Below are 13,361 nucleotides of genomic sequence, written 5' to 3'. Positions count from 1 at the left end.
TATGTTTTATGGAAAGAGAAACTATTAATATAATACTAAATTAAATGGAGGAATAGTAATATGGGAAAAAAAATGAACTTTAAAAATAGTGATTCGTTAACTTTGGTAAAAAAATTATTAGATGAAGCAGAGCTAACTCTAAATGATAAAAATAGAACTACAGCCGATGTTGGTGGAGAATTAGGAAAAATAATGGATAGAATGTTAAAATCAGAGGCCTTTGGTATTGGAGCTGCTGGAGCTGGTCTTGCAGTAGGTGGTATTGCTGGAGTTGGTCTGCTTAGTGCTATGGGAAGTGTTGCAGGATTAGGTGCAGCTGGAATAACCTCTGGATTAGCTGCCGCAGGTGCTTTAGTTGGAGGTGGAATGGTAGCAGGTATAGGAGTTTTAGCTGCACCAGCTGTAATACTAGGCGGTGGAGCTTATGCACTTGCAAATAAAGCAAAGGAAAAGAAATTAATCCAAGAGAAAGAAATGCTTATACAAAGAATTATGTTGGCTCATGATAGGATTATGATCAGACTTGAGCAAGATAAGGAGGCATCAGTAGAACGATTGAATCACTTAAAGTTAACATTAGATATGTTAATGGGGGTAAAAAAAGATATGGAGTCTGATTTAAATGGCTAAAAAAGCATTTGAAAATGAAGTAGATGTATTGAAATATCAACGTGAAAAAATAAATTCATTAGATAAAGGTTATTCTCAAATGAATAATGAGCTAGATGAGTTTGAAAAACAAATACAAGAATTTATTAAGAGTCAGAATATAGATAAAGCTAAAATTGCAGAATTTATTGCAAATAATAAAATAGAGAACCCTAGTTTAGAAAAAGTTGAAAGTAAACCTCAAAAGAATTTTGATGATTTAATAAATCAAGCACATCAGAGTGGATATTCAGATGTAGATTTATATGAGATAGCAACAATAAAAGAAATTAATGAGACTAATCAGTTATTAAACAGATATTATAGTGAATTTACTGATCAATACAAGTTAGATAAATATGATTATGCTATTTCTGGAATCATAGGTACAATTGCAGCTTTAATAGATTATTTCTTGGTCACAAATGTAGATGGTAAGAAAGTTGTGCCAGGTAAATTAAAATCAGGGGTTGAGGACTTTTGGAACAAGTTGTTAACAGAGGAAAAAATCGAAGTGTTGGAAGAAAAGTACAAGGTTCCTTATGATATTTCTTTAAATACTTCTAAAATTTCTCAAGAAATACTTGGATTATGTCCGTTATATCATAGATTTCAATCTTTGGGACACGATCCGATTATAGGATTCATATTTGGCGTTGCAGACTTAATGAAAGGTCAATTAACCGCTATAGATGGTAATGGAAGATTGATTATTCAATCAGTAAAAGGTGCAGAAACTAAATCACTTATAGAGGCTATAATTACAGTTTTTGGACATTTTTTATCTGATGTAGGTACAAAGAGTAAAACTGGAAAAATTCTTAGTGTACCAGCACCATTAACACCGGTATTACAGTTAATACAAACAGGTTCTATTGAATATAACGGACAAAAATTTACTGTGGCTGATTTGTCTAAAAAGATGTATTATGATGGATATAATTTTAATCATTTTATCGGAATGAGTATACCAGTTCTTTTAATTGAAATATTAACAAGATTATCTTTTGTTATAAAAGAAACATTCTTTTCAAAAAGAGATGTTTCTATAAAGGATAATCCAAAATTGATAATAATGTTATGTATAGCAAACGGAATATTATTTGCAGAAAATGTAGGTAAATTAGCATTAACTAAAAATCCTTTTTCTATAAATTATGTTTCATGGGTTGCTACTGCAAAATATGGTTTTAAAACATTAAAGTGGATTGCTTATGATAGAGAAATGCAAAAAGTAGCATATGCACAAGAGTATATTGATACTAGCTGGAAATATTTGATGTTATCAGCAGAGAAACTAGATAGAGAAATACCAGTTTATTACATTGATTAGCTAAGTAAAAATAATATTATTATTTTGATAAGTATTAAATAACTATGAATTTTAGAAGGGAGATTTTAAAATGGATCAAAAGAAAGAGATAACAGAGTTTTTAAAAAGTATTGAAAATAATATCGATATAAATATAATGTGGGATAAAACGATAGATAGGTATGCTAAGAGTATTGCAAAAGCAAAATTAATAATGAATCATGAAAAAATAAATGAGGAAGTTAATGATAAATTAATTGTTAAGTTAGATAATTTTATAAATAAATGTTCAAACCCAGAGTTTCACATAGCGTTTGTAGGAGCGATAAAAGCAGGAAAGTCGACTCTAATTAATTCGTTATTAGGATGTAATCTAGCATCAACGGCAGTTACACCAGAAACAGCTTCATTAACTAAGTTTAGAGCATCAAGAGGTAAAAATTATATTAAGTTAACTTTCTATAATGATGTTGAGTGGGAAATGTTATGGAGAAGCGTTCAACAATCTAAATCAGACATATTTTTAGAAGAGTTTAGTAGCTTAGGTGCAGAAAATGAAAAAGTAAAGTGGATAAATAAAGGAAGTATAATAAAAGAATTTGATGAGATTAAAGACTTAAAAGAAGAAATAGAAAAATGGACATCTTCAAAAAAAGCAACTCATTATTTTGTTAAAGAAGTTGAAGTAGCATTAAAAGATTTCTTATTGCCAGAAGGTGTTGTGTTTGTTGATACTCCAGGATTAGACGATCCAGTTAAATATAGATCAGACATCACTAGAAAATATATAGATAGAGCAAATGCGGTATTAGTTTGTATAAAATCCGATGCACTTACTGGTGGAGAATTAGCTACTATTTATAGTGTTTTTGCTAATTCAAGGTATAATCTAGAAAAGATATATGTTATAGGTACTCAACTAGATACTTTAAACAGACCAGAAGAAAATTGGAAAGATCAAAGAGCTGAATGGATAAAGATACTTAGAAGAGAAGATTGTTATAATAGTTTACAGTTAGCAGAAAAAAATATAGTAGCAGTAGCTTCTCACGTAAGCAATTTGGTAAGAGAATATTCTAATATAGAGCAGGGGTCAGATGATTGGTGGGATTTAAGTTCAATTGCTACAAAATTTAGAATCGTAAATATTGAAGAAAATCTAGACAAGCTTAATAATTTTTCAAATATTGGAAATTTAAAAATAAAGTTAAGAGATGAGATAATTGAAAAACACAAAGATTTATTATTAGAAGATTTAACGCAAGATTATAAGAGCAATAAAGAAGACATAATAATGAAGTTTAATGTTATCAAGGAAAGGCAAGAAAGTGTTTTAAAAGCTAGTAATGAAGGTATAGAAGAAATAAGAAAAAAAAGAGAAGAAAGTTTTAAACTTTTAGAAGAAAGTAAAGCAGAAGAAAAGGAAATGCAACAAGTATTAAAACAAATACAAATGGCTACATCTAAAAGAGCAGATCAATTATTTAACACTATAAATGGACTTTGGAGGGGATAAGCATGCTTACGAAATTTCCATCAAAATTTCCTTTTAAATTTCCGATACCAGGGCCTCTTGGAGGATCTTTAGTAGATATTATAATTGGTGGTGCAAAAAAACTATGGGATAAATTCACTAATGGTGAATCTACAAAAGAGATATCAGAAAGGGATAGATTAAACTCAGATAATATTAATGATGTTATAGATTATAATAAACTATTAAATGAATTTATAAAGGAAATTGAAGAAGATATATATGCACTTGAAAAAAAAGTTGTTGTAGAATGTACCGAATACTATGAAGAATTAATTTTATTAGTTCAGGCAGTTGAGGATAGCAAAGAGGTTAACTTGCAGAGTAATAACATAAAAAGGGCAGTTGAAAGACTTAAGAGAGATGCAAAAGGAAGTTTAGCAAAAAGTATTCATAGAAAGATTTCATTAGATAATAGTGAGCTAAAAAGAATTTTAAGTTTACCAGCAGGCCAATTAAAAAAAGATAGGATACAAGGTTTTAAAGAAGAAGTAATTAAGCAAGTATTAGGTGATTTTATAAATGATGTAAAAGCATCTATCGAGGATTTAAGCTATGATATATCAGAACAATTAGATAGAATAATTTCGGATGTAAGAAAAAATAATGAAATGTTATTAAATGAGCTCACACTATTAGAAAATGCTAAAGATAATGAAGAAGATGCTAAGAATTTAATAGAATTAGCTGAAACAAAAATAATATTAAGTAATGTAATAATAGATGAGTTAAGGATGTGATTTTATGGTTTTTTTTAGTTTTATTAGTAGTTGTGCTAAATCAGTAGGTAGAGCTATAGGCAAAGGGGTTGAAAAAGTTGGAGAGTGGACAGGTTCTGAAACACTTCAGAATATAGGCCAAGGAATCCAATCAGCTTGTGAGGATGTTTCAAAAGATACAGGTAAGACTGATAGATATGATAAGGAAAGAGCTAGGTTAGAGGAAACAAAAAGAATAAATATGATATTAACAGAGTTTTCTTTAAAACTTGAAAAAAAAGCAGATGAAATTGAGTGTACAGCTATAAATGAAAGTAAGGTTTATTTTAAAGAATTAATGAATGAATTACATAAGTCGAAAGCAAATACGGGGATTAATGTTTCTAGAATTGAAAGAACTATGTCAAGAGTAGAAAGAGAAATAAAAGGTAACTTAAAAACTTATATTTCCAAAAGGGTATCTATTGATGATAGCGAATGCTTACAAGTTTTAAAACTGGATGCAGGTTCAAGTAAAGAAAATAAAATGAGGAAATTCTCAGAAAAGATTTTGCAGCAAGGATTAAATAATCTAGTTAAAGATGTCAAAGTAGTTATAAAGGAACAAAATGATATACTGACTGATGTAATAGGAGAAAAATTGGAAGATATCAAGTTTAATTTAGATAAACAAATAGAAGAATTTAATCTGCTAGAAGATAGTAAGTCAAAGACGGAAGAGGAAGTAAATAAAATTAAAGATGAACTTATTGCAAAAATTAAATTAAGTGAGGCATGTATAGATTCACTTATATAATGAAGGAGTTAAATTATGGGGTTTTGGAACTATATTGGATTAGCAAGTAAAAAAGATATTGAGAATATAAATACTCAAATGGATGAAATAAAAAAAATAATTAATATAGGTATTAAATCTAATGGGGATATTAAGAAAAATAATAATCATTTACAACAAAGTATGTCTGATGAGTTTACTAGTATAGAAAACAATATTAATACTATGAACGCACAGTTAAAGGAAATAATTGAAGATGTAAATAACAATAATATTTCAAGAAATGAAAAATTGATTCAGAAATTAAATGAATCTAATATTCAAAACCTTAAATCTAACGATGAAGCTAAAAAACAAATAGCGGATTTAGGGAATTCATTAAATCCAATATATTTAGAGATTACAGAGATGAAGAAATATAATGATGAAAAATTTACAGATAATGATAAATCATTAAAGCAATTTATAAAAGAATTTAAAGAATATAAAAAGAATGTAGATTCTTTAAATAAAGATTTGTCAATAATACAACAGATGATAAGGATGGTTTGGGTAAATGATATAGTTGATACGTTAGAGAGTAAACTACCTAGTGAAAAGTAACAAATTCTGATTCATTTAAAATTTCGGGTGTATAAATAGCAATAAATTAAAATGAAACAGGATATAAGCAAAGCAATAATGAAGATGGGTAAGCTTCTTTACAAAAACAACCCTCTTAAATCCAAAGGGGGTCTTGGGGGTCTAATCCCAATATTAATGCGTATTAGTATCATCTTTCTATCAAAATACATGTTGAGGTGGTTGTTAAACTTACGAAGAGTGAAGTGGTGAAGTAAGTTTTTTACAACCACCCATGCAAGGGCTACCCAAGAATCTGAGGGAAGCGACGGATGATTGGTAGGAGCCTACTGCTGAGACGGTTGTGAGATTATATAAAAAATAGATAAAGAATTAATAATTATGAATTATAAGCCTTTGAGATTTTAATTATACTCAAGGGCTATATGTATAGTAATAAAATGTTTATTAAGGCTTAATTCAGTGCTTTGAATATACATTTGAATTAGCGTGGAAAACAATGAAAGATTATTTAGAGCAAGAAGTATGAACTGTGGGTTAAAAGATTCTGACTTAGAATATATTATTGATGTTATAGGTAGATTTTCAGAGATCAAAAAAGCAGTGATTTTTGGTTCACGTACAAAAGGTAATTATAAGCCAGGATCAGATATTGATATAGCTATTTATGGTGAAGATATAAATTTTGATATATTAGCTAGGCTTCATTCAATGCTTGAAGATGAAAACCTAATGCCATACCTATTCGATATAGTTGATTTTACTCATTTAAATCATAAGGAATTGCGAGAACATATAGAACGAGTTGGAAAAGTTATTTATGAGTATAAATTAACTTAATAAAGTAGAAAAAGTAAAAATCCTACAAGTATAAAAGGAAATATATTTGTAGGATTTTTTTAATTTGTAAGTTTTAAAAATGTGGGGGAAATATGTTCCATGATACGGGGCAAGACGAATTGAGAAATATTTCTGAAAACAGTAGATGGGGCATAGTTAGAAGGTTTTAACAAGGAAAGGTAAGGGTAAACCATAAAAGATTTTTAGGATATGATAAAGATGAAAATGGAGAACTTATTATAAATGAAAAACAGGCTGAAATAGTTAGAAGGATATATAAAGAATACCTAGAGGGAAAAGGTATAAGAGCAATAGCAAAAGGTCTTGAAGAGGATAATATTTTAACAGGTGCAGGGGGAAGAAAGTGGCATGACTCAACAATACAAAAGATTTTAAGGAATGAAAAATATTCAGGGGATGCTTTACTTCAAAAGACTGTAACAGTAGATTTTTTAACGCATAAAAGAGTTAAAAATAAAGGAGAAGTTCAACAGTAATATGTTAAAGATAGTCATCCACCAATAATATCAAAAGAAACATTTCAAAGGGTTCAGGAAGAAATAGAAAGAAGAGAAAATCTAGTAGGATACTCAGAAGAAACAAAAAGCAGACACACCAACAAATATGCCTTTTCAGGAAGGACAGTATGTGGCGCCTGCGGCAGTAAGTTTAGGAGAAAAAGATGGGGTGGAAATGAAAAATATAAAAAATATGTGTGGCTTTGTGCTAACCATATTGATAATGGGAATGAAGCTTGTAATATGCAAGCAGTAGATGAAGAAAAATTAAAAGCAGCTTTTGTTAAATCTATAAATAAGGTTATTGAAAATAAAGAAGCTTTTATTTCAAACATGATAGAAAATATAAATGGAGTATTAGAAAGCAAAGAAGATAGTAATGAGCTAAAGGTAATAAATAAAAGGTTGGAAGAATTGAAGGAGCAGATGATGAACTTGGTAAGGCTGAATGTAAGAAGTGGCTTAAACAATCAGATTTATGATGAGGAATACCAAAGACTCGAAGAAGAGATGCAGCAGTTAAAAGAAAAGAAAGCTAAGTTTGATAATACTGATTTAATAAGGGAGAAGGGGCTTCAGAAAGTAAAAGAAATTGAAAAGGTATTAGATGGGAGAGAAGATATTATTAAAAAGTTTGATGAGGAACTTTTTTCACAGATGGTGGAGAATATAAAGGTTATTAGTTTGGTGGAAGTGGAGATTATCTATAAAATAGACATTGTTGTTAAAGGAATTTTATGATATAATAAATTATTTAATTATATGTAGAATCAAAGTGGAAATTTATGGTGTAATTTAAGTATATTATATAATAGTATGTTTAGAAGGAGGTGTAATAGTATATGGCAACAGGAGAACATGTGAAATTGTTAATACAAGCTCATTATGATAATGAAGATCGTTTTAGAACAGTAGTATTACAACTTGCTGCATATGAAGCAAACAAGGGGCATAATGCACTTGCTAGAGAAATAAGAGATATTGTGGATTCATCTAAATTTAAAAGAAATAAAATTGTTCAATTAAACAATGGTTTTAATGAATTAATTAATAGTACATTACCAGAGCATAATTTGAGCGAAATAGTAGTAACTACAGAAATAAAACAAAGAATTCAAAGAATCCTTAAAGAGTATAGGCAGCGAGATAAGTTAAAAAAACATGGACTTAATAATAGAAGAAAAATACTATTAGCTGGGCCTCCAGGTACAGGGAAAACAATGACAGCATCTGTGTTGGCATCTGAATTAAACCTACCATTATGTACTATAATGATGGATAAAATGGTGACTAAATATATGGGAGAAACAAGTGCTAAACTTAGACAGATATTTGATAATATATTAGAGTGCCAAGGAGTATATCTTTTTGATGAGTTTGATGCTATAGGTTCTGAACGTAGTATGGATAATGATGTTGGAGAAATTAGAAGGGTATTAAATTCCTTTCTACAGCTAATAGAGCAAGATAAATCAGAGAGTATAATAGTAGCAGCAACGAACAACCCTAGGCTTCTAGATCAAGCATTATTTAGAAGATTTGATGATATAATACATTATAATTTACCAGATGAGTCTGAAATTGAAAGGTTAATTAGTAACAGATTAGGTGAGTTTGCTGATAAAGGAATAATTTATGCCAACATAACAAAGAAATGTAACACATTAAGTCATGCGGAAATATCAAAAGCTTGTGATGATAGTATTAAAGAATCAATTTTATGTGATAAAGAGTTTGTTGATGAGAAGTTGCTTCATAAGATGATAGAAGAGAGACTTTCATCTTATATGAGAGGTGAGGAGTTTGGAAATTAAGCACTATAGTAATATTTTTTTAGATAAAACAGGAGAAGCCTATAAATATACATCTAAAAGCCAAGGGGGAAGGGGAAATATCCTTCCTCCAAGGAATAGAATTGAACATGGGAAAAAGATTCAAAATAAGTTACAAGATATATGGAAACAAGTAGAAAATGAAAAAAAAGATACAACAGCTGTATCGCTAAATACGAAAATGGGAACTTATTTAGAATTTGAAAGTACACCTAATTTTAATTTAACTACAAAAAGTTTAGAATCTATTAGGGCTGGAATAAAACTTTTAAATGTTAAAAAAGAAATAAAAGATAAAGAAACATTTGTAAGTAAAGCAACTGTATTTATACCTAAAGGAAAAGAAAATCATTTTCTTAAAAAAGTAAATGAATATTTAACGAAGGAAACTAAAAAAGGACGTCCAGTAAATGAAAATTTAATTGCATCAGTTAATGATATAAAGCTAGCAGTATTAGAATCTTTTTGGACAGGTTCAAAAGAATGGATCCCGAAAGAAGAATTAGTATGGTGTGAGATTTGGATAAGTAGTGATTCTGATGAGGAAGAATCTGAATTTAGAAATGTATTAAAGGGATTAAATATTGAAAATAAAAGAGAAAAAATATCTTTTCCAGAGCGTAGAGTTTTATTTATAAAAGCAAATGGTCAATTGTTACAACAGCTAATAGAGCACACACATTTAGTTGCAGAAATACGAAGAGCTACAGAAACCGCAGCCTTTTTTGTCAATTTAGAAAATGTTGATCAGACAGAATGGGCTAATGAATTATTAAAAAGATTGAGAGTAAATGAAAATAGCAATACATGTATAAGTATATTAGATACAGGAATTAATAACGGGCATATGCTTTTAAAACCTATTTTAAATGATGAGAAATGTTATGCTTATGATAATGAATGGGGTACACATGATCATGAAGGACATGGTACAAGCATGGCAGGGTTAAGTGCATTTGGAGATTTACAAAATGCTTTAGAATGTAATAATGAAATAACGATAGATTACTGTTTAGAATCATATAAAATTTTGCCTCCTAAGGGAGAAAACAATCCTCAATTATATGGTGCAATAACAACAGAAGCAGTAAGTAATTTGATTATTGACAATCCTAAGAAAAAAAGAATCATATGCATGGCAATAACAGCGCCTATATATGAAACAAGAGATGGAAGTCCTTCTTCTTGGTCAGCATCAATTGATGAATTGACGTCTGGGTATATAGATGGTATTCAAAAGCTTTTTTTAGTTTCAGCAGGAAACATACAGGATAGAGATGACTGGATAAATTATCCTGACAGTAATATTACTAGGACGGTTCAAAATCCTGGACAATCATGGAATGCGGTTACAGTTGGAGCATATACTGAAAAGTGTACACTTGATAACGGTCAATATGGAAATATGAAAACAGTAGCCCAAAGTGGGGAATTATCACCTTATAGCTCAACATCAGCTATTTGGGATAATAAATGGCCAATAAAGCCAGAGATTGTTCTAGAAGGTGGAAATCTTATTAAAGATTCATATGGATGTTATGGTGGAGAAGATAACTTATCATTATTAACTACAAATTACATACCAAGTAGGAGTCAATTTACTACTATTTGGGCAACGAGTGCAGCTACGGCACAAGCTGCTTGGATGTCAGCTAAATTACAAAGCATGTATCTTAATGCTTGGCCTGAAACAATTAGGGCATTGTTAATTCACTCAGCAACTTGGACTGATGCAATGAGAAGCCAATTTCTAGATGGCGATACTAAAACTGATTATAGAAAGCTTTTAAGGACTTGTGGGTATGGAGTACCAAATTTAGATAAGGCTATTCAATGTGCAAATAATTGTGTCAATTTAATTATACAATCTGAATTACAACCGTTTGATAAAGTTGATAGTAATTATAAGAGCAAAGATATGCATATACATGAAATACCTTGGCCTAAAGAGGTATTAGAACAGCTTTTTGATACGCAAGTTGAAATGAAGATAACATTATCGTATTTCATTGAACCTGGACCAGGAGAAGTAGGTTGGAAAGATAGATATAGATATGCGTCATGTGCATTAAGGTTTGATGTTAATGGCTCGGATACAAAAGACGTATTTATGAGTAGAATATCTAAAGCAATAGAAGATGAAAATAATGATATAATTAAAAGTGGCGGTGGTAATGTTAATTGGTTATTAGGACCTAATAACGGAAATGTTGGTTCTATACATTCGGATGTTTGGCAAGGAACTGCAGCAGAGTTAGCTACTTCAAATTTAATTGCTGTTTATCCAGCAATTGGTTGGTGGAGAGAACGGCATCATTTAGGACGTTGGAATCACAAAATAAGATATTCATTAATAGTATCAATTTCAACTCCAAAAGTTACAACTGATTTATATACGCCTATAATCAATAAGATTAAAGTTGCTAATAAAGTTAAAGTGGAAATACCAACATAAAATATATTTCAATTAGTGTTTCCTTTTCACCTGTTATAACATCTTCATGCATGTTGAGGTGGTTGTTAAACTTACTAGGAGCGTAGCAACGAAGTAAGCTTTTTATAACGGTTCATGCAAGGCTTTCCCATGAAAAGGAGTGGAAGACGAACTTTGAATGGCAGAAAGCTACTGCTGAGACAGTGGTGAAGATAGTAAAGAAATAGCCTGATATCAAAGGTTTTCAAGGTTTTTAAGTAAATATTAAAGTGTGTTTTATGTTCCCTCAGACTTAGGTTTGAGGGAATTTTTATTTGTGGGGGTTGTATTTTTATGAAGAACTAAGGATATTTGCGTTATGGTATAGGTTTTGCGGAAATGTTTAGGAAGGAAGATGAGAATGTCAATACAGGCTATTTTATATGGAGATAATAATAAATACGAAAAAAATACGCAGTATATAGTCCAGTGACTTTTTAAAATGTTTAAATTATTTTTTAGTATTGACATACTAAGTTTTGAACAGTACAATATTAATTGTGATGATGTAAAAATATTGAAAGGAGGATTCTCTTGAATATAAACATAGATTTAGCTTTAAATATGTTATATCAAAGACAAATATTTACTCGAGAACAACTCTTAAATGAAATTCTAAGAGTTAAACTAACACAGAAGGAATTGCAGCTAAAAAATAAAGACATAAAGGATAAAGATAAGTTATTTCAATTTATGAAAAAGACAACAGAAGATGAGCTAGGTTTCTTCCCTGCAGATAGAGATGACTTTGTAGAAATATATGAAGCTTTAAAAGAAATCGACCTTATAGATTTTACCCTTGAGATATTCAAAAATGATAAAATGGGTACTATCATTTCACCAGGTTATTTAACAGCTTATATTAAGGATAAAACACAAAAGATTAATCCTAAAAAAATACTTATAACTGAGGCTGAGAAACATTTAGCAGGATTAAGGGGATTTATAAAAGAGTTTAAAGAGTCAGAAAGTACATTAACTACTCAAACAAAGCAAATGCATCTGCTTTTACAATTGGCATTTGGTGATTATGAAAATGTCAGGATAATATTCGAATCTATATATAGTAGGTGTCTTATTGATGAAAAATTTGATTACATATATTCAATTCCATATTTTGGAGGAAAACGAGATAATATTGGAGGCCAGTTTATTACAAGAGATAATGATGGCATAGCTATTGAAAATATGCTAGAGCACTTAGGTGAAAATGGTATTTTAGATATTATTGTTCCTGCAAAGATAACTTTTGCTGGCATGGAATATGAGAAGCTAAGAAAATTTATAACAAATAACTATAATGTAAAAAGTATATTTATATTGCCTGAAGGAACTTTTAGACCAGCAACAGCTATTAAAACTTATTTATTTACTTTCACTAAAATTTCACAAGATGAAATTGAAATAGGTACTTTAAAGCCGGATAAAGATATATTTTGTGTAGAAGACAAAAAACAAATAAAAACTAAAGAATTTCTATCTCATGAAGATTGGAGAGTAGAGCTCCTACTTTCTGATGACGATGAGAATATTAAAAAGTTTAAAAATTCTAATTTAGAAAAGACAAAGCTAAAAGATGTAGCTGAAGTCTTTAGAGGAAAATCTATTCTAAAAAAAGATACTAAAGTTGGAAGTATTTCAGTACTCAATATATCTAATATAGAAAATGGAGAAATTAACTATGATAGCATGGATACTATTGAAGAAGAAGAACGCAAAATAAAAAGATATGAACTAATAGATAATGATGTCTTGCTTTCTTGCAGAGGTACAGCTATTAAATCAGCAGTATTTAAACAGCAAGATAAACTGATTATTGCTTCAGCTAATGTAATTGTAATTAGACCTAATGAGAAAATACTTGGTGAATATATCAAGATATTTTTTGAAAGTCCTATTGGTATGGCCATTATTAAAAGCTTCCAAAGGGGAACAACTATTATGAATATAAATCATTCAGACATAATGGAAATGGAAATACCATTACTATCTATAGATGAGCAGGAGCAAATAATTAAAAATTATAATGAAGAATTAAACATCTATAAAACTGCAATAAACACAGCAGAAAATAGATGGAACAAAATAAAAAACAACATTTATAACAAATTAATGTAGGGGGTAACAT

The 13,361-nt window shown here is 29.7% G+C and carries 13 protein-coding genes and 1 pseudogene; all 14 read left to right on the top strand.

Going from position 1 to position 13,361, the window contains the following annotated elements:
- Positions 1–60: 60 nt before the first annotated feature.
- The 14 genes and pseudogenes from ACWW38_RS01950 to ACWW38_RS01885 all read left to right on the top strand — a co-directional run bounded on the left by ACWW38_RS01950 (position 61) and on the right by ACWW38_RS01885 (position 13,351).
- Positions 61–630 (top strand): hypothetical protein, encoded by a 570-nt coding sequence (locus ACWW38_RS01950; protein WP_456259147.1) that lies wholly within the window; start codon positions 61–63, stop codon positions 628–630.
- On the top strand, positions 623–1,981 hold the full coding sequence (locus tag ACWW38_RS01945; RefSeq protein ID WP_456259146.1) for a hypothetical protein: 1,359 nt from the start codon (positions 623–625) through the stop codon (positions 1,979–1,981). Before ACWW38_RS01950 ends, ACWW38_RS01945 begins: the two co-directional genes overlap by 8 nt.
- 70 nt (positions 1,982–2,051) lie before the next feature.
- Positions 2,052–3,476 carry a dynamin family protein gene (locus ACWW38_RS01940; protein WP_456259145.1) on the top strand — a complete coding sequence of 475 codons (1,425 nt, stop codon included), beginning with the start codon at positions 2,052–2,054 and terminating at the stop codon, positions 3,474–3,476.
- A gap of 2 nt (positions 3,477–3,478) precedes the next feature.
- Complete coding sequence (locus ACWW38_RS01935) at positions 3,479–4,234, top strand: hypothetical protein (RefSeq protein WP_456259144.1); 756 nt, start codon at positions 3,479–3,481, stop codon at positions 4,232–4,234.
- Between the two features lie 4 nt (positions 4,235–4,238).
- Entirely contained in the window at positions 4,239–5,009 is a 771-nt protein-coding gene (locus ACWW38_RS01930; RefSeq protein ID WP_456259143.1) for a hypothetical protein, read from the top strand.
- Positions 5,010–5,024: 15 nt separating this feature from the next.
- Positions 5,025–5,591, top strand: a complete 567-nt coding sequence (locus tag ACWW38_RS01925; protein WP_456259142.1) for a hypothetical protein — start codon at positions 5,025–5,027, stop codon at positions 5,589–5,591.
- A 436-nt stretch (positions 5,592–6,027) separates the two neighbouring features.
- Positions 6,028–6,099 carry a nucleotidyltransferase substrate binding protein gene (locus ACWW38_RS01920; RefSeq protein ID WP_456260394.1) on the top strand — a complete coding sequence of 24 codons (72 nt, stop codon included), beginning with the start codon at positions 6,028–6,030 and terminating at the stop codon, positions 6,097–6,099.
- Positions 6,096–6,410, top strand: coding sequence for a nucleotidyltransferase domain-containing protein (locus ACWW38_RS01915; protein WP_456259141.1), 315 nt, complete (start codon positions 6,096–6,098; stop codon positions 6,408–6,410). The genes ACWW38_RS01920 and ACWW38_RS01915 overlap by 4 nt, the downstream gene beginning before the upstream one ends.
- A gap of 236 nt (positions 6,411–6,646) precedes the next feature.
- Positions 6,647–6,907 (top strand): recombinase family protein, encoded by a 261-nt coding sequence (locus tag ACWW38_RS01910; protein WP_456260393.1) that lies wholly within the window; start codon positions 6,647–6,649, stop codon positions 6,905–6,907.
- Between the two features lie 24 nt (positions 6,908–6,931).
- Positions 6,932–7,162: pseudogene (locus tag ACWW38_RS01905) on the top strand (zinc ribbon domain-containing protein); the annotation flags it as partial.
- A gap of 9 nt (positions 7,163–7,171) precedes the next feature.
- Positions 7,172–7,669 carry a hypothetical protein gene (locus tag ACWW38_RS01900; protein WP_456259140.1) on the top strand — a complete coding sequence of 166 codons (498 nt, stop codon included), beginning with the start codon at positions 7,172–7,174 and terminating at the stop codon, positions 7,667–7,669.
- Positions 7,670–7,770: 101 nt separating this feature from the next.
- Positions 7,771–8,742 carry an AAA family ATPase gene (locus ACWW38_RS01895; protein ID WP_456259139.1) on the top strand — a complete coding sequence of 324 codons (972 nt, stop codon included), beginning with the start codon at positions 7,771–7,773 and terminating at the stop codon, positions 8,740–8,742.
- Complete coding sequence (locus tag ACWW38_RS01890) at positions 8,732–11,215, top strand: S8 family peptidase (protein WP_456259138.1); 2,484 nt, start codon at positions 8,732–8,734, stop codon at positions 11,213–11,215. Before ACWW38_RS01895 ends, ACWW38_RS01890 begins: the two co-directional genes overlap by 11 nt.
- A gap of 552 nt (positions 11,216–11,767) precedes the next feature.
- Positions 11,768–13,351, top strand: coding sequence for a restriction endonuclease subunit S (locus ACWW38_RS01885; protein WP_456259137.1), 1,584 nt, complete (start codon positions 11,768–11,770; stop codon positions 13,349–13,351).
- The last annotated feature ends 10 nt before the right edge of the window (positions 13,352–13,361 follow it).

Source organism: Clostridium sp. JNZ J1-5 (genome assembly GCF_053901425.1).
This window is presented reverse-complemented; position numbering and strand designations above follow the sequence as displayed.

What these genes read in the sequence shown, in the direction of transcription:
- ACWW38_RS01950 (WP_456259147.1), top strand. Translation starts at nt 61, where the DNA reads ATGGGAAAAAAAATGAACTTTAAAAATAGTGATTCGTTAACTTTGGTA.
- ACWW38_RS01945 (WP_456259146.1), top strand. Translation starts at nt 623, where the DNA reads ATGGCTAAAAAAGCATTTGAAAATGAAGTAGATGTATTGAAATATCAA.
- ACWW38_RS01940 (WP_456259145.1), top strand. Translation starts at nt 2,052, where the DNA reads ATGGATCAAAAGAAAGAGATAACAGAGTTTTTAAAAAGTATTGAAAAT.
- ACWW38_RS01935 (WP_456259144.1), top strand. Translation starts at nt 3,479, where the DNA reads ATGCTTACGAAATTTCCATCAAAATTTCCTTTTAAATTTCCGATACCA.
- ACWW38_RS01930 (WP_456259143.1), top strand. Translation starts at nt 4,239, where the DNA reads ATGGTTTTTTTTAGTTTTATTAGTAGTTGTGCTAAATCAGTAGGTAGA.
- ACWW38_RS01925 (WP_456259142.1), top strand. Translation starts at nt 5,025, where the DNA reads ATGGGGTTTTGGAACTATATTGGATTAGCAAGTAAAAAAGATATTGAG.
- ACWW38_RS01915 (WP_456259141.1), top strand. Translation starts at nt 6,096, where the DNA reads ATGAACTGTGGGTTAAAAGATTCTGACTTAGAATATATTATTGATGTT.
- ACWW38_RS01900 (WP_456259140.1), top strand. Translation starts at nt 7,172, where the DNA reads ATGCAAGCAGTAGATGAAGAAAAATTAAAAGCAGCTTTTGTTAAATCT.
- ACWW38_RS01895 (WP_456259139.1), top strand. Translation starts at nt 7,771, where the DNA reads ATGGCAACAGGAGAACATGTGAAATTGTTAATACAAGCTCATTATGAT.